This window comes from Williamsia muralis, from assembly GCF_002735905.1.
Taxonomy (GTDB): Bacteria; Actinomycetota; Actinomycetes; order Mycobacteriales; family Mycobacteriaceae; genus Williamsia; species Williamsia muralis_A.
Genome location: NZ_PEBD01000012.1, coordinates 207,256 through 227,579 on the forward strand (window position 1 = coordinate 207,256; position 20,324 = coordinate 227,579).

Annotated in this window: 19 protein-coding genes; 16 read left to right on the plus strand and 3 right to left on the minus strand. The window is 66.5% G+C overall.

Features of this window, described 5'->3' with window-relative positions; all coding sequences use genetic code 11:
• Nucleotides 1–17: 17 nt before the first annotated feature.
• Nucleotides 18–1,757, plus strand: coding sequence for a proline--tRNA ligase (locus CSW57_RS23065; RefSeq protein ID WP_189339414.1), 1,740 nt, complete (start codon nt 18–20; stop codon nt 1,755–1,757).
• A 1-nt stretch (nt 1,758) separates the two neighbouring features.
• Here the strand turns inward: CSW57_RS23065 and CSW57_RS23070 are convergent, their stop codons facing one another.
• The gene (locus tag CSW57_RS23070) at nt 1,759–2,193 is read right to left on the minus strand and encodes a ferritin-like domain-containing protein (protein ID WP_099384943.1); all 435 of its coding nucleotides are present in this window, start codon (nt 2,191–2,193) and stop codon (nt 1,759–1,761) included.
• Nucleotides 2,190–2,747: a hypothetical protein gene (locus CSW57_RS23075; protein WP_143696604.1), complete on the minus strand. Its 558-nt coding sequence runs from the start codon at nt 2,745–2,747 to the stop codon at nt 2,190–2,192. The genes CSW57_RS23070 and CSW57_RS23075 overlap by 4 nt, the downstream gene beginning before the upstream one ends.
• A 212-nt stretch (nt 2,748–2,959) precedes the next feature.
• Between CSW57_RS23075 and rimP the strand changes: the two genes are divergently transcribed.
• The 11 genes from rimP to truB all read left to right on the plus strand — a co-directional run bounded on the left by rimP (nt 2,960) and on the right by truB (nt 14,047).
• Nucleotides 2,960–3,556, plus strand: a complete 597-nt coding sequence (gene rimP, locus CSW57_RS23080; protein ID WP_099385060.1) for a ribosome maturation factor RimP — start codon at nt 2,960–2,962, stop codon at nt 3,554–3,556.
• Nucleotides 3,553–4,578 carry a transcription termination factor NusA gene (nusA, locus tag CSW57_RS23085; protein ID WP_099384945.1) on the plus strand — a complete coding sequence of 342 codons (1,026 nt, stop codon included), beginning with the start codon at nt 3,553–3,555 and terminating at the stop codon, nt 4,576–4,578. The genes rimP and nusA overlap by 4 nt, the downstream gene beginning before the upstream one ends.
• 104 nt (nt 4,579–4,682) lie before the next feature.
• On the plus strand, nt 4,683–4,979 hold the full coding sequence (locus CSW57_RS23090) for a YlxR family protein (protein ID WP_099385061.1): 297 nt from the start codon (nt 4,683–4,685) through the stop codon (nt 4,977–4,979).
• A gap of 103 nt (nt 4,980–5,082) precedes the next feature.
• Nucleotides 5,083–8,001, plus strand: coding sequence for a translation initiation factor IF-2 (infB, locus tag CSW57_RS23095; protein ID WP_099384946.1), 2,919 nt, complete (start codon nt 5,083–5,085; stop codon nt 7,999–8,001).
• A gap of 159 nt (nt 8,002–8,160) precedes the next feature.
• Nucleotides 8,161–8,454: a DUF503 domain-containing protein gene (locus tag CSW57_RS23100; protein ID WP_099384947.1), complete on the plus strand. Its 294-nt coding sequence runs from the start codon at nt 8,161–8,163 to the stop codon at nt 8,452–8,454.
• Nucleotides 8,455–8,527: 73 nt separating this feature from the next.
• Entirely contained in the window at nt 8,528–9,016 is a 489-nt protein-coding gene (rbfA, locus tag CSW57_RS23105) for a 30S ribosome-binding factor RbfA (protein WP_099384948.1), read from the plus strand.
• Nucleotides 9,013–9,987, plus strand: coding sequence for a DHH family phosphoesterase (locus CSW57_RS24750; RefSeq protein WP_099384949.1), 975 nt, complete (start codon nt 9,013–9,015; stop codon nt 9,985–9,987). Before rbfA ends, CSW57_RS24750 begins: the two co-directional genes overlap by 4 nt.
• A 41-nt stretch (nt 9,988–10,028) precedes the next feature.
• On the plus strand, nt 10,029–11,417 hold the full coding sequence (locus CSW57_RS23115) for an MATE family efflux transporter (RefSeq protein WP_370624027.1): 1,389 nt from the start codon (nt 10,029–10,031) through the stop codon (nt 11,415–11,417).
• Nucleotides 11,418–11,470: 53 nt separating this feature from the next.
• Nucleotides 11,471–12,463, plus strand: a complete 993-nt coding sequence (locus tag CSW57_RS23120; protein WP_099384950.1) for a metallophosphoesterase family protein — start codon at nt 11,471–11,473, stop codon at nt 12,461–12,463.
• Nucleotides 12,460–13,113 carry a 4'-phosphopantetheinyl transferase family protein gene (locus CSW57_RS23125; RefSeq protein WP_099384951.1) on the plus strand — a complete coding sequence of 218 codons (654 nt, stop codon included), beginning with the start codon at nt 12,460–12,462 and terminating at the stop codon, nt 13,111–13,113. The genes CSW57_RS23120 and CSW57_RS23125 overlap by 4 nt, the downstream gene beginning before the upstream one ends.
• Nucleotides 13,114–13,123: 10 nt before the next feature.
• Nucleotides 13,124–14,047, plus strand: coding sequence for a tRNA pseudouridine(55) synthase TruB (truB, locus tag CSW57_RS23130; RefSeq protein ID WP_099384952.1), 924 nt, complete (start codon nt 13,124–13,126; stop codon nt 14,045–14,047).
• Between the two features lie 33 nt (nt 14,048–14,080).
• Here truB and CSW57_RS23135 read toward each other — a convergent pair whose 3' ends face one another.
• Nucleotides 14,081–14,809 carry a metal-dependent transcriptional regulator gene (locus tag CSW57_RS23135; RefSeq protein ID WP_370624025.1) on the minus strand — a complete coding sequence of 243 codons (729 nt, stop codon included), beginning with the start codon at nt 14,807–14,809 and terminating at the stop codon, nt 14,081–14,083.
• 92 nt (nt 14,810–14,901) lie between these two features.
• Between CSW57_RS23135 and CSW57_RS23140 the strand changes: the two genes are divergently transcribed.
• The 4 genes from CSW57_RS23140 (at nt 14,902) to CSW57_RS23155 (ending at nt 20,319) form a co-directional block, all read left to right on the plus strand.
• Nucleotides 14,902–15,879, plus strand: coding sequence for a bifunctional riboflavin kinase/FAD synthetase (locus CSW57_RS23140; protein ID WP_099384953.1), 978 nt, complete (start codon nt 14,902–14,904; stop codon nt 15,877–15,879).
• 183 nt (nt 15,880–16,062) lie between these two features.
• On the plus strand, nt 16,063–16,332 hold the full coding sequence (rpsO, locus tag CSW57_RS23145) for a 30S ribosomal protein S15 (protein ID WP_023959738.1): 270 nt from the start codon (nt 16,063–16,065) through the stop codon (nt 16,330–16,332).
• A 367-nt stretch (nt 16,333–16,699) separates the two neighbouring features.
• Nucleotides 16,700–18,982 (plus strand): polyribonucleotide nucleotidyltransferase, encoded by a 2,283-nt coding sequence (locus tag CSW57_RS23150; protein WP_099384954.1) that lies wholly within the window; start codon nt 16,700–16,702, stop codon nt 18,980–18,982.
• Nucleotides 18,983–18,996: 14 nt separating this feature from the next.
• Complete coding sequence (locus tag CSW57_RS23155) at nt 18,997–20,319, plus strand: M16 family metallopeptidase (protein WP_223249460.1); 1,323 nt, start codon at nt 18,997–18,999, stop codon at nt 20,317–20,319.
• Nucleotides 20,320–20,324 lie beyond the last annotated feature (5 nt).

A 20,324-nucleotide genomic window follows, 5' to 3' on the forward strand; every position in this document is an offset into this window, starting at 1 on the left:
CCCGTTAAGGTGACACCGTGATCACACGCATGTCGACCCTGTTCCTGCGCACGCTGCGCGACGACCCAGCCGACGCCGAGGTACCCAGCCACCGGCTGCTGGTCCGCGGCGGTTATGTCCGTCGGGTTGCCCCAGGCGTCTACAGCTGGCTGCCCCTGGGCCTGAAGGTGTTGCGCAAGGTGGAGACCGTGGTGCGCGAAGAGATGGACAACATCGGAGGCCAGGAGATCTCTCTGCCTGCGCTGCTCCCGCGCGACCCGTACGAGGTCACCGGCCGCTGGACCGAATACGGCGATGCCCTCTTCCGGCTCAAGGACCGCAAGGGCGCCGACATGTTGCTCGGACCGACACACGAGGAGCTGTTCGCGCAGCTGGTGAAGGGGGAGTACTCCTCCTACAAAGACCTCCCGGTCACGCTGTACCAGATCCAGACCAAGTATCGCGATGAAGAACGCCCGCGTGCGGGCATCCTGCGCGGCCGTGAGTTCATCATGAAGGACTCGTATTCTTTCGACCTGGACACCGACGGATCGAAGGCGTCCTACGACGCCCACCGAGAGGCGTATCAGGCGATCTTCCGCAGGCTCCAGGTCAAGTACGTCATCGTGGCCGCCACGTCCGGCGCGATGGGGGGCAGCGCGTCCGAGGAGTTCCTCGCCGAGAGCGAGGTGGGCGAGGACACCTATGTCCGCAGTCCCGAATCCGGGTATGCCGCCAACGTCGAGGCGGTCATCACCCCGGCACCGCCGGCGCGCCCCATCGAGGGCCTGCCCGAGGCGACCGTGCACGACACCGGCAGCACCCCCACCATCGACACGCTCGTGGCGTGGGCACAGGAGACCTTCCCTGATCGCGCCTTCACTGCGGCGGACACGCTCAAGAACGTGGTCGTGAAGCTGCGCCATCCCGACGGCACGACCGAATTGCTCGCGGTGGGTGTACCCGGGGATCGCGAAGTCGACATGAAGCGGCTCGAAGCAGCTGTGGAACCTGCTGCGCCCGAACTCATCACAGACCCCGACTTTGCGGACAACCCTTTTCTGGTCCGCGGCTACATCGGCCCGAAGGCCCTGCAGGACAATGGTGTGCGCTATCTGGTCGACCCCAGGATCGTCGACGGCACCGCGTGGATCACCGGCGCGAACGAGCCGGGCAAGCATGTGGTGGACCTGGTGGTCGGGCGCGACTTCGTGCCCGACGGCACGATCGAGGCCGCCGAGGTGCGCGACGGGGATCCGTCGCCCGATGGCCTGGGCACCCTCGTGACCGCCCGGGGGATCGAGATCGGCCACATCTTCCAGCTGGGTACCAAGTACACCGACGCATTCGATGTGGACGTCCTCGGCGAAAACGGCAAGCCCGTCCGGCTCATCCAGGGTTCCTACGGGGTCGGCGTGTCCCGGATGGTCGCCGTGATCGCCGAGCAACACCACGACGAGAAGGGGCTGCGGTGGCCGAAGTCGGTGGCGCCCTTCGACATCCACCTCGTGATAGCGAACAAGGACGAGCAGGCGTGGGCCGGCGCGCAGAGTCTGGCCGCCGACCTCGACGCAGCCGGTATGTCCGTGTTGATCGACGACCGCAAGGCCTCGCCCGGAGTGAAGTTCAAGGACGCCGAACTGTTAGGCATGCCCGTGGTGGTGGTGGTCGGTCGTGGCTGGGCGAACGGCACGGTGGAGATCCGGGATCGCTTCACCGGCGAGGCCACCGAGGTCGCTTCCGACGTGGCGGTCGAGACGTTGCTTGCGGGCCGCTGACTCAGATCGTGCTGCCGGGCAACGCGACGGTCGACGGCGAGATCCGTAGCGCCAGACGCCATGTCGCAGCCCGGCGGGCGCTGTCGGTCAATCCGCCCAGCGCCAGGCCGCGTGCGGCGGCGTCCTCGGCGCGTTCCAGCAGGGCGCGGTAAGCGATCGTGCAGTCCTCTTCGGTGGACAGCGCGACGGTGAGGGCAGAAACCGGGTCGGTGATCGGTTGCGGCAGATCGTAACCGGGTGCGGCCTCGGGCACCTCGGCCGCGGCGGTGGTGAGAGCCGCGGTCAACTCTTCTCGGCGTGATCGATGTTCGGCGGTGAACTCGGCGATGGTCTGTGCGCGGGACGCGGCCGCGTAGGCCGCCACCACCCCGTAGGTGAAGATCGTCGCGTTCTCCGCATCCAGTGTCGCCGCGAGGGCGTCGGTGGTGACGGTCACGAGAGTTGCACCGCCACAGCTGTTGTGGTGCCGGCGCTGATCGACCCGAGGAGGCCGGCGACGTACCCCTGCGTCTGCACCGCCAGGTCACCGGCCGACCGGGCGGAGGCGGTGAGCTGTGCACGTAACTGATCGATTGTCGGTGGGGCCGGCGGGCTCGGACTCGGCGCCGCAGAACTCGATGCGGTTTTCGCGCGTCCGCTGTCGAGACGGGTGATCTCGTCGGTCAGCGCCCGTGCATGCGTGCTGCGCTCCTGCGCGATCACGGTCAGTGCGGCCGCCCGGTCGGGATTGGTCGTCACCGCTACCGTCGCGGCAATTGCGTCGGCGTTCGCGGAAGCGACCTGGGGGAGTAGCTGGTCGGCGAGCTTTTGTTTCGCGGTGACCTCCGCGCTGTCGCCGCATGAAGCCACCGTCGCCACCGCGGCCGCACCCGCCGACAACACAACCGTCGATCGCAGGAAAACCCGCCGCGTCGGACTCCAGCTGGTGGAGCCCGAGGGTTCCACGGACCTCACCAGGTCCATCGAGTTTCGTACGTCACTGACCGTCACAGGTTCACATAGTGCCAGTCGCGCTCGGCAACGGAAGACTCTGGCGGTGCGCGGTGGGTCGCGTGCCCTGCCGACCGAGCAGGTGGGCGAAACGGTGTCCGCGGGGCGTTAAGCTGATGGCCACACGCCGCATCGCCGATGCGAAGGCATGCGGTCGACGATCGACCGCTCGACATGCTGGGAACCGACAACTGCACATGGAGGAGACGCCGATGCCCGGGGCAATCGACCAGGACCGGATCAGCGCACTGCTCGAGCCGATCGCCGCTCAGAACGGCTACGACGTCGAGGAACTGACGGTGTCCGCCTCCGGTGCGGAGAACGTGGTCAAGGTGGTCGTCGACCGCGACGGTGGCGCCACACTCGACGAACTGGCAGCCCTGAGCAGATCCATCTCCGAAGTGCTCGACGCTCCGGCCGAATCCGACGACTCCGTCGGCGACACGACGGCGGCCGACCCGGTTGCCGCATTCGACACCTATGTGTTGGAAGTGACATCGCCGGGCGTGGACCGCCCGCTCACGGCAGCACGTCATTGGCGACGCGCCGCCGGGCGCAAGGTTGTCGTCGACCTCGTCGGTGAGCCGCCGGAGCGGGTAGCCGGGCGGGTGGGGCGACTGGCCGGGGACGAGAACAGCGTGTCGGTGGTCATCAAGTCCGGCCGGGGGCTGACCATCCGGGAGGTTGAGTTGGCGGCGGTACGCAAGGCGTTCGTACAGGTGGACTTCGGTGAACCGTCCCCTGCGGAACTAGAGAAGTGCGGCCTCGATCCCGAACAGATCGAGGCAAGACGGAAAGGGAACAAATGAATATCGATATCGCAGCGTTGAGAATGATCGAGGCCGAGAAGGGCATCTCGATCGACACCGTCATCGAGACCATCCAGTCGGCTCTGCTGACCGCGTACCGCCACACCGACGGATTTGCGCCCCACGCGTACATCGACGTGGACCGCAAGTCGGGTCAGGTCCGGGTGATGGCGCAGGAACGTGACGAGGACGGCAACGTCATCTCCGAATGGGACGACACACCAGAGGGATTCGGGCGGATCGCGGCGACCACCGCACGCCAGGTCATCCTGCAGCGTCTCCGAGATGCCGAGCACGACAAGAACTTCGGCGAGTTCTCCACCCACGAGGGTGAGATCGTCGGCGGTGTGGTCCAGCAGGACGCCCGGGCGAACGCACGCGGCATGGTGGTCGTGCGGATCGGCAGCGAGGCAACGGGTCAAGAAGGTGTGCTGCCGCCGGCGGAACAGGTGCCGGGAGAGAAGTACGTGCACGGCGAGCGGATCAAGTGCTACGTGGTGGGGGTCACCCGCGGAGCGCGTGGACTGCAGATCACGCTGTCGCGAACCCATCCGAACCTGGTCCGCAAACTCTTCTCGCTCGAGGTCCCGGAGATCGAAGACGGGTCGGTGGAGATCGTGGCCGTGGCCCGCGAGGCCGGGCATCGGTCGAAGATCGCGGTGCACACCGGGGTCGCCGGGCTCAACGCCAAGGGTGCCTGCATCGGGCCGATGGGGCAGCGGGTCCGCAACGTGATGAGCGAACTGGCCGGAGAGAAGATCGACATCATCGACTACGACACCGATCCCGCGGTGTTCGTCGGTAACGCGCTCTCGCCGTCGAAGGTCATCTCGGTCACGGTGGTCGATCTGGCTGCCAAGGCGGCGCGTGTCGTGGTTCCCGATTACCAGTTGTCGCTGGCCATCGGCAAGGAAGGGCAGAATGCGCGGCTCGCGGCGAGGCTCACCGGATGGCGTATCGACATCCGCAGCGACGCCCAGCCCGATGCCGACCAGGTCGAGTCTGCGGCGGGTGCGAGCTGACCGAAAACTCGCCGGAAAGGGTGGCATTGGCATCTGCAGCGCCCAGGACGGTAGACTTTGCGGTGGTCCACAGTGATCCTTCGCCCCACCGCGAGAAGATTCCGATGCGTACCTGCGTCGGATGTCGACAGTGTCGCCCGGCCACCGAACTCGTTCGGCTGGTCGTCTGCACCGACGACGGTCTCCCGGCTGTTGTGATCGACCATCGAAAGACCATGCCAGGGCGAGGAGCCTGGCTGCATCCCGAACCGGCATGTCTGGTGATGGCGGTGCAGCGCAGAGCTTTCGCAAGGGCATTTCGGCTCGGCGGGTTGACCGTCGACGCCGATCTACTGACCCGAGAGATCGAGTCGGTAGCCACACAGAGAGGCCGGCAGCAGTCGGCCACTAAGGACAGGTAGCAGAAGACATGAGCACACCGTGAAGTTCTTGCGATGAGCACGTTTCGGACGTAGACCGAGGTCGTAGCGGGCAATGCCGCTCGACCTCCAAGTGAGGAGAGCAGTGGCAGGCAAGGCCCGCGTGCACGAATTGGCCAAAGAACTGGGCGTGACGAGTAAAGAAGTACTCGCCCGGCTCAGCGAACAAGGCGAGTTCGTCAAATCAGCGTCGTCGACCGTAGAGGCCCCGGTGGCCCGGCGACTTCGCCAGTCCTTCCCCGGGAAGGACGCTCCCGCCGCCAACGGTGGGGCACCGTCATCAAACGCCGGAGGCAGCGCCCCGGCAAAACCCTCAGCAGCCAAGCCGGGTGCCGCGCGCACCCCGGCTCCTTCGGCGCCGGCACCGAGCGGTTCGGCTCCGGCCGCGCCGTCGACCGGCGCAAAGCCCGGCGCCCCGCGCCCGGCGGCTCCCGCAGCCAAGGCGACACCGGCAGCACCCCCGGCGCCCCCGGCAGCGACACCGGCCCCGCAGAACCGGCCCGCTCCCCAGCGTCCGGCACCGGCGGCTCCTCAAGCTCCCGCAGCATCGGCAGCCTCCGCGACCCCGCCTGCGGCTCCTTCGCGTCCGGCTCCGGCCGCACGGCCGGCCGCTCCGGGCCCCAAGCCCGGTCCGCGTGCGCCGCGGGTCGGTAACAACCCTTATTCGACGGCCGCTCCGGTCGAGCGTCCGGCACCACGTCCGGCACCCGGCACGGGCGGCCCCCGTCCCGGCGGCGGCCAGCGCCCCGCACCCGGCGGCGCGACCGGCGGACGCCCGGCACCGGGTCAGGGCGGTCCCCGTCCCAGCCCCGGCAGCATGCCTCCTCGACCCAATCCCGGTGCCATGCCGGCTCGTTCGGCCCGCCCAGGCGGTCCGGGTGGACCCGGCGGAGCACGCGGTGGCCCCGGTGGCGCACGTGGCGGACCCGGCGGCGCCGGTGGTGCCCGCGGCGGTCCCGGTGGCGGCGGTGGATACCGTGGCGGTCCCGGTGGCGGCGGCGGCGGAGCCCCGACAGGTGCTCCCGGTGGTCCCCCCGGTGGGTTCCGCGGACGCCCCGGTGGTGGCGGTCGTGGACGAGGTGGCGGCGCAGCCGGTGCCTTCGGTCGCCCCGGCGGTGCAGTCCGTCGTGGTCGCAAGTCGAAGCGGGCGAAACGCGCCGAGTACGAGAGCATGCAGGCTCCCGCAGTCGGCGGCGTGCGGTTGCCACGTGGCAACGGCGAGACCATTCGTCTTGCTCGCGGTGCATCGCTGTCCGACTTCGCCGACAAGATCGACGCGAACCCGGCAGCACTGGTGCAGGCGCTCTTCAATCTCGGTGAGATGGTCACGGCCACCGAATCGGTGAACGACGAGACGCTCGAGCTGCTCGGCGGCGAGATGAACTACGTCGTGCAGGTCGTCAGTCCTGAAGACGAAGATCGCGAGCTGCTGGACTCCTTCGACCTCACCTACGGCGAAGATGCCGGTGGCGAGGAAGATCTCGAGCAACGTCCGCCGGTGGTGACCGTCATGGGTCACGTCGACCACGGTAAGACGCGACTGCTCGACACGATCCGTAACGAGAAGGTCCGCGAAGGCGAGGCCGGTGGCATCACCCAGCACATCGGTGCCTACCAGGTCCTCACCGAACTGGACGGCAACGAGCGTCTGGTCACCTTCATCGACACCCCGGGTCACGAGGCGTTCACCGCCATGCGTGCCCGTGGTGCCAAGGCCACCGACATCGCGATCCTCGTGGTCGCGGCCGACGACGGTGTCATGCCGCAGACGGTCGAGGCGATCAACCACGCACAGGCGGCCGACGTGCCGATCGTCGTGGCGGTCAACAAGATCGACAAGGAAGGTGCTGATCCGCAGAAGATCCGCGCTCAGCTCACCGAATACGGTCTGGTTGCCGAGGACTTCGGCGGCGACACCATGTTCGTCGACATCTCCGCCAAGCAGGGCACCAACATCGACGCGCTCCTCGAAGCAGTTCTGTTGACCGCGGATGCCTCACTCGACCTACGGGCGAACCCGGACATGGACGCGCAGGGTGTGGCCATCGAGGCCCACCTCGACCGCGGCCGCGGCCCGGTGGCAACTGTGCTCGTGCAGCGCGGAACGCTCAAGGTCGGCGACTCGATCGTCGCCGGAGACGCCTACGGACGTGTCCGACGGATGGTCGACGAGCACGGCGCCGATGTCACGGCGGCTCTGCCGTCGCGCCCCGTCCAGGTCATCGGTTTCACCTCGGTGCCCGGTGCAGGCGACAACCTGCTGGTCGTCGACGAGGACCGCATCGCCCGCCAGATCGCCGATCGCCGCAACGCGCGCAAGCGCAATGCGCTGGCCGCACGCAGCCGCAAGCGGATCAGCCTCGAAGATCTCGATTCGGCTCTGAAGGAGACTTCGCAGCTGAACCTGATCCTCAAGGGCGACAACTCGGGAACCGTGGAAGCGCTCGAAGAAGCGCTGCTCGGTATCGAGATCGACGACGAGGTGCAGTTGCGGGTCATCGACCGCGGTGTCGGTGGCGTCACCGAGACCAACGTGAACCTGGCGTCGGCATCGAACGCGATCATCATCGGGTTCAACGTCCGTGCCGAGGGCAAGGCAACCGAACTCGCGAACCGCGAGGGTGTCGACATCCGGTACTACTCGGTGATCTACCAGGCCATCGACGAGATCCAGAGCGCGCTCAAGGGCATGCTCAAGCCGATCTACGAAGAGGTCGAACTGGGTCGGGCCGACATCCGTGCGATCTTCCGTTCGTCGAAGGTCGGCAACATCGCGGGTTGTCTGGTCACATCGGGCATCATGCGCCGGAACGCCAAGGCCCGTCTGCTGCGCGACAACGTCGTGATCGCCGAGAACCTCACCATCTCCTCACTCAAGCGCGAGAAGGACGATGTCACCGAGGTCCGCGACGGCTACGAATGCGGTCTCACGATCACGTACAACGACATCAAGGTCGACGACGTCATCGAGACCTACGAGTTGCGGGAGAAGGCGCGCGAATGACGTCGGCGACGGACATCAAGGTCGACGACGTCATCGAGGCCTACGAGTTGCGGGAGAAGGCGCGCGAGTGACGTCGGCGACGGACATCAAGGTCGACGACGTCATCGAGACCTACGAGTTGCGGGAGAAGGCCCGGGAGTAATCCCGGACCAGGACGTGATGTTTGTCGGCTCCCTGGAGATCGACCTACTGCTCGGAGATGTCCGATCCCTGAAGCAGAAGCGCTCAGTGGTGCGGCCCATCGTCGCATCACTGGCGCGTCTGCGCGTTTCGGTCGCCGAGGTCGACGACCACGATCTGCACCGCAGGGCGCGGATCGGGGTCGCGGCAGTTGCCACCGATTCCCGGCACGTCGGTGAAATACTCGATGCCAGTGAGGATCTGGTCATGCAGCGGCCTGAGGTCGAAGTGTTGTCCGTCCGGCGCAGAATTCGCAGCAGCGACGACGACTGAGCTCACTGCAGCACAATTACTCGAGAAGAATTCGGCTCACGGGCCGGTCTGAGAACAGAAGGAGTGAGGTCCCATGGCAGACCCCGCACGGGCACAGCGGTTGGCGAAGCGGATCTCATCGATTGTCGCCACGGCCATCGCCAAGGAGATCAAGGACCCTCGGCTGGCCTACGTCACCGTCACGGATGCAAAGGTGACCGGTGATCTACACGATGCAACGGTTTTTTACACGGTGATGGGTCCGTCGCTCGACGAAGAACCCGATTACGCGGCGGCAGCGGCCGGTCTGGCCAAGGCGACCGGCATCCTGCGGTCGAAGGTCGGAGCCGGAACCGGCGTCCGCTTCACCCCGACACTGAGCTTTGTGTTGGACAAGGTGCCCGACACCGCACGTGATCTCGAAGAACTACTCGAGCGCGCCCGCCAGCAGGACGAGGAAGTCGCCCGGCTGGCTCGCAATGCCGCCCCGGCCGGCGACCCGGACCCATACAAGGAACCGGCCCGTGCCGATGGTGATCCCGGCGACGAAGGCGCGGGTACTGCGGGTGCCGGCGAAAGGTGAACACCACCGAAACCGCCGCCACCTCCGCACTGCGGTCGATCGTCGACGTGCTGGCATCTGCCGAGCACGTCACCGTCCTCTGTCATACGCGGCCTGACGCCGACACCATCGGTAGCGGCCTTGCCATAGCCGGAGCACTGCGGCGCCGAGGCACCGTGGTGGAGGTGAGCTTCCCCGATTCTGCGACGCTACCTGCGGCGCTGGCCGAATTGCCCGGCGCGGACACGCTTGTCGAGCCGGGCGAGGTGGTCGGTCATCCCGTCGTGGTGACCGTGGACTGCGCCAGCATCCATCGTCTGGAATCACTGGCCGCGGTCGTGGAGGCGGCGCAGTCATCGGTGGTGATCGACCACCACGCGTCCAACGACGGCTTCGGGACGATCAACTTCGTCGATCCCACTGCCGACTGCACGGCCGAACTCGTTCTCGAGATCATCGATGCGCTCGAGGTGCCGCTCGACGTCGAGGTCGCCACCTGTCTCTATGCAGGCGTGGTCACCGACACCGGGTCATTCAAGTGGGCGAGCCCCCGATCACACAGGATCGCCGCTCGGTTGCTCGAACTGGGCGTCGACGGCCGGAGATGGACTCGGCGACTTCTCGACACCCACCGATTCGCGTGGCTGACGATGGTTGCCGCCGCCCTCGGCTCGGCGGAGCTTGTTCCCCACGCCTTTGCCGGACGTGGTCTGGTGTACGCCGTGGTCGACCACGAGTCCACCGCAGCGCTCGGCTGGGAAGAGAGCGAGAGTGTGGTGGACATCGTGCGCACCACCTCCGAAGCCGAGGTCGCGGTTGTCTTCAAGGAGGCCTCGCCGGGCCAGTGGACGGTGTCGATGCGCGCCAAGTCGGACGTCGACCTCGTCCCGCTGGCCCGGACACACGGCGGCGGCGGTCATCGGCTCGCGGCGGGATACGGCGCCACCGGGACGGCCACGGAGGTCGTCGGGCAGTTGTTGCGCTCGGTGTGACCGCAGCACCCGCCGGGGAGCTCGCTCCCACCAACAGCCGAATCCTGCGGTTGTCGGCCTCGGCCTTGGTTGTCCTCGTGGCCGAGCCGTTGTACCTGATGCTCGATCTGGCCGTTGTCGGCAGACTCGGTGGTCTCGACCTCGCAGCGCTCGGTGTCGGGGTGCTGGTGTTGTCGGTCGTCAGTACCCAGCTCACGTTCCTGTCGTACGGCACGACGGCCCGGGCCGCCCAGAAGTTCGGCGCCGGCGACCGGGCAGGCGCGGTGGGCGAGGGGCTGCAGGCCACGTGGATAGCGCTGGCAGTGGGTGCGATCATCGTGGCGGTCATGCAGGTGGCCGCCCCCTGGATCCTCGAGGTGCTCACCGGGGGCGGTGACGTGGCCACCGAGGCGGTCCACTGGCTGCGCATCGCGGTCTGTGGGGTGCCGTTGATCCTGCTGTCGATGGCCGGTAACGGCTGGATGCGCGGCGTGCAGGACACCCGGCGTCCCATTCTGTACGTGGTTGCGGGACTGGGTCTTTCGGCAATTCTGTGCCCGATCCTGGTGCACGGACTGCTTGGTGCGCCGCACCTGGGGCTCGTGGGCAGCGCCATCGCCAACGTCATCGGCCAGAGTCTGGCCGGCTTCCTGTTCGCGGTCCGCGTCCTCCGCGAGTTCAGTACGGTCACGCGCCGGGCGCCGGTGGGCGCCGGGCCCGCTGATCGATCGACGGTGTCCAGGCGTCCTCAATGGACGGTCATCGCAGCGCAGCTCACCCTCGGCCGCGACCTCATCATGCGCAGTCTCGCCTTTCAGGTGTGTTTCCTGTCCGCAGCTGCCGTGGCGAGCCGGTTCGGCGTCGCAGCGGTCGCGTCCCACCAGCTCGTCCTGCAGCTCTGGAACTTCGTTGCCCTCGTCCTCGACTCGTTCGCCATAGCGGCCCAGGCCCTGGTCGGCGCGGCCCTGGGGGCCGGTGCGGTTCCGGCAGCATGGAGAGTCGCCCGCCGCGTGATCGCTTTGTCCCTGGGTGTCTCGGTCCTCCTGGCCGCGATGTTCGCCGCGGGCAACGCCGTCTTCCCGCGAGTGTTCACCTCCGACGCCGCGGTACTCGACGAACTGTCCACTCCGTGGTGGTTCTTCGTCGCGATGCTCCCGATCGCGGGCATCGTGTTCGCCCTCGACGGCATCCTCCTCGGAAGCGCAGACGCGGCCTTCCTGCGCACCTCGACCTTGCTGTCGGCAATCATCGGATTCCTGCCGCTCATCTGGTTGTCGCTCGCGTTCGACTGGGGTCTGGCCGGTATCTGGACCGGCCTTGTCGTGTTCATGGTGCTGCGGCTGATCACCGGTGCATGGCGAGTGCGCAGTGGCCGGTGGACCGAGGTGGCATCCGGGCGACCCCAACGCCCTGAACCGGGTCCACCCGAACCTTCGACTACCCTCGCGTGACGGGGCGGAAGACGAGACGGGCAGATCTGTGAACAACGGCGAAAGGACGCGACATGGCGACACTGTGGGCGATCAGTGACCTGCATGTCGCGCACCGCGGGAACGAATCGATCATCGACCGGATCCGCCCCGAGGACGACGGCGACTGGTTGATCGTCGCCGGTGACGTCAGCGAACGTACCGACGACATCTCCGACACCCTGCGCCGCCTCAAAGCGCGGTTCGAGACCGTGATCTGGACCCCGGGCAACCACGAGCTGTACACCACCGCCAAGGATCCCATGCAGATCTTCGGCGTCGCACGCTACGACTACCTGGTGCAGATGTGCCGCGATCTGGGCGTCGTCACACCCGAGGACATCTACCCCCTGTTCGACCCCGGTAACGGGACCGCACCGGTTCGCGTGGTGCCGATGTTCCTGTTGTACGACTACACCTTTCGACCGAAAGGCACCGTCAACAAGCTGCAGGCCCTGGCTGTCGCCCGGGAGAACAACGTGGTGGCCACGGACGAGTTCTTGTTGTCGCCCGAGCCATTTCAGACGCGCGACGCCTGGAGTCGGGCCCGCATCGAACAGACTCGCCGTCGGCTCGACCGACTCGACCCCGCCGAGCGCACAGTGCTGATCAACCACTGGCCGCTGCGAAGAGAGCCCACCGACGCACTGATGTACCCCGAGTTCGCCCTGTGGTGCGGCAGTGAACTCACCGACGACTGGCATCTGCGGTACAACGCGATGTGCAGCGTGTACGGGCACCTGCACATTCCCCGCACCACCTGGTACGACGGGGTGCGGTTCGAAGAGGTGTCGGTCGGCTACCCGCGTGAGTGGGGCCGCCGCGGCCTGCCGGATCCTTTGCTGCGCAAGATCGTTCCCGATGACGGTTTGCTGCCCGAGCACCTGCCCGAACACGGCGCCCGGTTCGAGCTGCCTCCGGACTACAAGGAACGTGCCGAGGAGTTCGCCCAGAAGCTGGCCAAGAAACGTGAGGACGTGAAGGTGCGCCGCGCCGAGCGTGAACAGAAGCGAGACGAGACACCATGATCGAGAAGCTGTTTCCCTCAGGGGTCGCAGTGGCCGAGTCGTTCGGCGAGATGGTCGACGCCGAGCCGATGGCTGCCGAGGCCTCGTTGATCGCCCGTGCCGTGGACAAACGCCGCCGCGAGTTCGTGACCACCCGCAACTGCGCACGAGAGGCGCTGAGCCGGCTCGGTGTCGAACCGGTGCCCATCCTGCGTGGCGACAACGGTGAACCGCTGTGGCCCCGTCAGATCGTGGGCAGCCTGACCCACTGCGACGGGTACCGGGCGGCGGTTGCGGGCTATGCGATGCAGGTCCGTTCGTTGGGCATCGATGCCGAACCGCATGAGCCACTGCCCGAGGGAGTTCTCGAGCACGTCAGCATCGAGCCCGAGCGAGAAGTACTGGCGGCCCGGAATTCGGACGTGCACTGGGACCGCCTGTTGTTCTGCGCAAAGGAAGCCACCTACAAGGCGTGGTTCCCGCTGGCCAGACGTTGGCTCGGTTTCGAGGATGCGCACATCACGTTCGAGCAGACCGCAGAGGGCACGGGCACTTTCCGAACCGAACTCCTCGTGGACGGTGCCACCGTGGACGGGGGCCGGCCCTTGCTCGGGTTCGATGGGCGCTGGTTGGTCCAGGACGGTCTCATCGTCACCGCGATCGTGCATTGAGGAGTCGACCGTGAGTTCTCGACCACCACATTCAGGCCTCGACGGCGCGGGCCTGATGATCATCGACAAGGCGGCCGGCGTCACGAGCCATGACGTCGTCGCCTCGTGCCGCAAGCTGCTCAAGACGCGGCGCGTCGGGCACGCCGGGACACTCGATCCCATGGCCACAGGCGTACTGGTCATCGGGGTGGAGCGGGCAACCAAGATGCTCGGCCTCCTGTCGCTGACCACCAAGGCGTACGACGCGACGATCCGGCTCGGGGCGACCACCGACACCGACGACGCCGAGGGCAGCGTTCTCACCCGCACCGACACGAGCGACCTCGACCACGCGCGCATCCACACCGAGGTCAAACCGCTGACGGGGGAGATCAGCCAGATCCCGGCCCGCGTCAGTGCCATCAAGGTGGACGGTCAGCGCGCGCACGCCCTGGTCCGTGAAGGCGCCGACTTCGAACTCAAGGCCAGGCAGGTGACGGTGTCGCGATTCGACGTCGTCGACATCGACACCGTCCAGGACGGCGACGCGGTCTACACCGATGTGCGTGTACAGGTCGAGTGCTCGGCGGGGACCTATATCCGGTCGCTGGCACGGGACCTCGGGGCCGAACTCGGCGTGGGTGGCCACCTGACGGCACTGCGGCGCACGAGGGTCGGTCCGTTCGGGCTCGACGTGGCGCGCACGATCACCGAGTTGGCCGACGACCCGACGGTGTCGCTCGACATCGATGCAGCAGCGCAGTTCGCTTTTGCCCATCGCAACATCACCGCGGAGGAAGCCGAGTCGATCAGTCAGGGGCGCTGGCTGGAGCCGATCGGGATGGCGGGGGTCTACGCGGCCATCGACCCTGAGGGCCACACCATCGCGCTGCTGCAGGAAAAGGGCCGCAGAGCCAGCTCGGTGATGGTGGTCCGGCCGGCGACGTTGCGCTGAGAAGCGTCTCGGCCGAGTTCAGCCCGGCTCACTTCAGTCGGCGAGCCAAATAGCCCGTGTGGCAATGTCTCCGAGATCGATCGGGGTTCCGCCGTCGATACAGATCTCGATGGTGCCGGCAAACGGGCGGCGTTCTCGGACGGCGATGGTGCGGTCGAGCGCGATGCCCACCGAGTCGAAGTAGCGCAGCATCTCAGGGTCGGTGTCGGCGATGCGAGCGATCCGTCCTGCGGTGCCCACGTCCACATCGGCGAGCACCCGGGCCGATGGTGACGGCACCGACCCGTCCACCTGCGGTATCGGGTCACCGTGGGGATCCCGGGTGGGGAAATCGAGTTTCGCGTCCAGCCTCGACAGGAAGCGATCGGACACGGCGTGCTCGAGCACCTCGGCCTCGTCGTGCACCTCGTCCCATCCGTAGCCGAGCTCGCGGACGAGGAATGTCTCCAGCAGGCGATGCCGCCGGACCATCAGCACCGCGGCCGTTCTGCCGGCCTCGGTGAGCGTGATCGATCCGTAGCGCTCGTGAACCACGAGATCCTGATCGGCGAGCTTGCGGATCGCCTCGGACGCGGTGGACGGTGACACGCCGAGACGTTCGGCCAACATCTTGGTGGTGATCTTCTCCGGCCGCCATTCTTGGCCGGTCCAGATCACTTTCAGGTAGTCCTGCGTCACCGAGGACAGCTCGGACACGCCCCGCTGGTCGGCGGAGTCGGTGAGATCCTTCCCTGTTTCTTCGGGAGCATCAGATGGAGGCACCTGTCGAGCTTAGGACGCGACACCAACTGACGTCAGATCGCCATGGGGAGTTCGGTGTCGCGGTCCCGCGGGCGGGGTCGTAGGCTTGTGCCGTGTTGCGCTGGCGAGGGCTTGAGGATATCCCCGCGGACTGGGGCAGATGTGTGGTCACGATCGGCGTCTTCGACGGCGTGCACCGAGGTCACGCGCAGTTGATCACGACCGCGACCAAGGCCGCCGAGGAGCGTGGTGTGCCCGCGGTACTGATGACTTTTGATCCCCATCCCGCCGAGGTGGTGCGCCCGGGAAGTCATCCTCCCCAGTTGTCCACCCTCACCAGGAGGGCCGAGCTCGCCGAAGAGCTGGGCATAGACGTGTTCTGCGTCATGCCGTTCACTCCCGTGCTCGCCGCCCAGTCCCCGAAGGACTTCGCGCACGAAGTGTTGGTCGAACGCCTGCACGCGCAAGAGGTGGTGGTCGGCGACAACTTCACGTTCGGGAAGAAGGCCGCGGGCAACGTCGAGGTGCTCAGAACTTTCGGCGAGAAGTTCGGGTTCGGTGTGCAAGCGGTGTCACTGCTGGGTGAGCATGCCGTGACGTTCTCCTCGACGTACATCCGTTCGTGTGTCGACGCAGGTGACGTCGCGGCGGCGGCCGAGGCCCTCGGCCGACCACATCGGGTGGAAGGCGTTGTCGTCCGTGGCGACGGACGTGGCCGCGAATTGGGTTTCCCCACAGCCAATGTGGCACCGCCGATGTACTCGGCCATCCCTGCCGATGGCGTGTATGCCGCATGGTTCACCGTTCTCGGAGCGGGTCCGGTCGTCGGGCAGGTGGAACCGGGGGAGAGTTACCAGGCGGCCGTGTCGGTCGGGACCAACCCGACGTTCTCCGGACGTACGCGCACCGTCGAGGCGTTTGTTCTCGACACCAAGGCCGACCTGTACGGCCAGCACGTCGCAGTCGACTTCGTCGGCCGTATCCGCGGGCAGGTCAAGTACGAGTCGGTGCAGTCGTTGATCGACCAGATCGCAGCCGATGTCGAAGAGACCCGTGTGGTGCTGGCATCCGGGCCCAATCCAGGGGACTGACTCGCACATCGGCCCACCCGAGGGTCCGGGCCTCGATTTGGCCTGGTGACCGCCGCGCCGGTACAGTGGCCAGTCGGTGTGTGCTGCGGTTCGCGGTGGCTGCACCAAGATCTTCGAGGGTGGTGGGTCAAAACCACCGGAGTTCTCCCATCAACGCGCGGACGGCATTTTCAGGAGTTTCTAGTGGCTTTGACCGTTGAACAGAAGAAGACCATTCTCGCCGAGTACGGCTTGCACGAGACCGACACCGGTTCTCCCGAGGCTCAGGTCGCGATGCTGACCAAGCGCATCACCGATCTCACCGAGCACCTCAAAGAGCACAAGCACGACCACCACAGCCGCCGCGGCCTCCTGCTGCTCGTCGGCCGTCGCCGTCGTCTGCTCAAGTACGTCGCCAAGGTCGACGTGCAGCGCTACCGCTCGCTCATCGAGCGTCTGGGCCTGCGCCGCTAGTACGGCCCAACCTGGCCTGCGCCGGAGGCGTCCAATGGCCCCCGGTAGGCCACTGCACCACCGAGAGTGCGAACGCCGAGGATATCGAGTGATATCCTCGGCGTTGGCTTTTGTACCAAGAAGATCACGGCCGTTTGCGCGGCAGTACCCGGTCGGCATCTGCGGCCCGGACACACTGCAGTAGGTGAGCGGTCCTCGGTAGTGGCTCCCGGAGACACGATTCTCCGGCGGCTTCGATCGATGGCCGTCACGCGACGTGCAATTGCCTCCTCTTGGTTCAGGGCCTACTCGCGTGTGTTCGCCCGCGAGTCGACCGACCGTAAGCAGGTCGTCATCTCTGACGCCTGACGAGAGGAACCATCAACACATGACTGACGTCACCACCACAGACACCGTCGACTACGACGACGAGATCACCGAAGCCACCGCTGTCATCGACAACGGCACCTTCGGCACCCGCACCATCCGTTTCGAGACCGGCAGGCTCGCGCAGCAGGCCGCAGGCGCGGTTGTTGCCTACCTCGATGAGGAGACGATGCTGCTGTCGGCCACCAGTGCCGGCAAGCACCCCAAGGACCATTTCGACTTCTTCCCGCTGACGGTCGATGTCGAAGAGCGCATGTATGCGGCCGGCCGCATCCCGGGGTCGTTCTTCCGCCGCGAGGGCCGTCCGTCCACCGACGCGATCCTGACCTGCCGCCTGATCGACCGGCCACTGCGCCCGTCGTTCGTCGATGGTCTCCGTAACGAGATCCAGGTCGTCGTCACCATCCTGAGCCTTGATCCCAAGGACCTGTACGACGTGGTGGCCATCAACGCGGCCTCGGCGTCCACCCAGATCGCGGGTCTCCCGTTCTCCGGACCGGTCGGTGGCGTGCGGGTTGCGCTCATCCCGACCGACGAGAACAAGGCCGGCCAGTGGGTCGCCTTCCCGACCGTCGAGCAGCTCGAAGGCGCCGTCTTCGACATGGTCGTCGCCGGCCGAATCGTCTCCGGCGAGGGTGACTCCGCCGATGTCGCGATCATGATGGTCGAGGCCGAGGCCACCGACAACGTGATCGAACTCATCGAGGGTGGCGCGCAGGCGCCCACCGAAGCCATCGTGGCCGAGGGACTCGAGGCCGCCAAGCCGTTCATCGCCCGTCTGTGTGAGGCACAGCAGAAGCTCGCCGCCGAGGCAGCCAAGCCCACCGGCGACTTCCCGCTGTTCCCGCCGTACGGTGACGACGTCTTCGCCGCTGTCGAGGCTGCAGGTTCGGCCAAGCTCTCCGAGATCCTGACCATCGCGGCCAAGGCCGAGCGCGACGACAAGACCGACGAACTCAAGAGTGAGATCCTCGAGCAGCTCGCCGGGCAGTTCGAAGGCCGCGAGAAGGAAATCGGCGGCGCATACCGGTCGCTGACCAAGAAGCTGGTACGCGGGCGCATCCTCACCGACCACTTCCGGATCGACGGTCGCGGTGTCACCGACATCCGCTCGCTGTCTGCCGAGGTCGCCATCATTCCTCGCGCACACGGCAGTGCCCTGTTCGAGCGCGGCGAAACCCAGATCATGGGCGTCACCACTCTCGACATGGTGAAGATGGCGCAGCAGGTCGACTCCCTCGGGCCCGAGACCAGCAAGCGGTACATGCACCACTACAACTTCCCGCCGTACTCGACCGGTGAGACCGGTCGGGTGGGTTCACCCAAGCGTCGCGAGATCGGCCACGGCGCACTCGCCGAGCGTGCCCTGATGCCGGTACTGCCGAGCGTCGCCGAGTTCCCGTACGCGATCCGTCAGGTGTCCGAGGCATTGAGCTCCAACGGCTCTACGTCGATGGGCTCGGTGTGCGCCTCCACGATGTCGCTGCTCAACGCCGGCGTGCCCCTGCGGGCTCCGGTTGCCGGCATCGCGATGGGCCTGGTGTCCGACGAGATCGACGGCCAGACCCGCTACGTCGCCCTGACCGACATCCTCGGAGCCGAGGACGCCTTCGGCGACATGGACTTCAAAGTTGCAGGCACCAAGGACTTCGTGACCGCACTGCAGCTCGACACCAAGCTCGACGGCATCCCGTCGAAGGTTCTGGCATCAGCGCTCGCCCAGGCCAAGGACGCCCGCATCACCATCCTCGACGTGATGGCCGAGGCCATCGACGAGCCGGATGAGATGAGCCCGTACGCGCCTCGCGTGACCACGGTCAAGGTGCCGGTCGACAAGATCGGTGAGGTCATCGGGCCCAAGGGCAAGATGATCAACTCGATCACCGAGCAGACCGGTGCGAACATCTCCATCGAGGACGACGGCACCGTGTTCGTCGGCGCCACCGATGGTCCGTCTGCGCAGGCCGCGATCGACATGATCAACGCCATCGCCAACCCGCAGCTGCCCAAGGTGGGCGAGCGGTTCCTCGGAACCGTCGTCAAGACCACCACGTTCGGTGCCTTTGTGTCACTGCTCCCGGGCCGCGACGGTCTGGTGCACATCTCGAAGCTGGGTAAGGGCAAGCGCATCGGCAAGGTCGAGGACGTGGTCAACGTCGGCGAGAAGCTCCGCGTGGAGATCGCCGACATCGATGACCGCGGCAAGATCAGCCTCGTCCCCGTCGACGACGACGCGGCTTCGGCCCCGGCCGAGGCGGAGCCCGTCTCGGAGGCGAACGCCTGAGCAACGCAACAGGTTTGACCTCGTCGCGGCCGAAGTCCGCGTCGACCGCAAGCCACCGGGCAGTACGGAGATCCGTGCTGCCCGGCGGGCTGCGGGTGGTCACCGAACACATCCCGGGGGTCAGGTCCGCATCGGTCGGCCTCTGGGTGGCGGTCGGTTCGCGTGATGAGAAGCCGTCGGTTGCCGGCGCGGCACACTTTCTCGAGCATCTGCTGTTCAAGTCGACGCCCACACGAACGGCAGCGAGTACGGCGCAGCAGATCGATGCCATCGGCGGTGAACTCAACGCCTTCACCGGCAAAGAGCACACCTGCTACTACGCGCACGTACTCGACGAGCACCTGGCCACGGCCATCGACATCGTCGGTGACGTGGTGCTGCGCGGTCGTTGCCGCGCCGAGGACGTCGAGGTGGAGAGAACCGTTGTGCTCGAGGAGATCTCGATGCGCGACGACGACCCCGAAGACCTGCTCGCGGATCTGTTCATGACGGCGATGTACGGGGACCATCCGATCGGACGGCCGGTCATCGGGTCGGCAGAATCGATCACCGACATGACCCGAACGCAGATCAAGTCGTTTCACGGTCGTCGGTACACACCCGACAAGATGGTGCTGTCGGTCGCCGGAAACGTCTCACACGCTGACGTTCTCGCAGCAGTTCGGTCCACCTTCGCCGGTCATCTCGACGGCGGCGCCGCGCCCGCCCCGATTCGTGTGGGAAGCAAGACGATCGGTGGCCTGCCATCACTCGAGTTGTCCTATCGCGACACCGAACAGGTACACATCCTCCTCGGTGTTCGCGCGCCCGGCAGGGGCAATCCGGATCGATGGGCACTGTCGGTGCTCAACACCGCGCTCGGGGGCGGGCTGAGTTCTCGGCTGTTTCAGGAGATCCGCGAGTCGCGAGGTCTGGCCTACTCGGTCTACTCGTCGGTTGATTCGTTTGCCGACATCGGAGCGTTCTCCGTCTATGCCGGTTGTTCGCCCGACCATCTGGCCGAGGTCGTCACCGTCACCGGAGAGATCCTGTCCCAGGTTGCCCGCGAGGGCATCACCGAGGAAGAACTGGTGCGCGCCAAGGGTTCGTTGATCGGCGGCATGGTGCTGGGGCTCGAGGACTCTCAGTCCCGGATGCATCGCAACGGACGCGGCGAGATCAACTACGGCAAGCAGCTCTCCGTCGAACAGACGCTTCGCAAGATCGAACGGGTCACCGTGTCCGACACGAGCCGGGTGGCAGGCGAGTTGCTGAGCCGGCCCATGGGGGCCGCGGTGGTCGGCCCATACCGCTCCCGTCGGCAGTTGCCGAAGTCACTGACCGGTCTGATCTGCTGATCGGG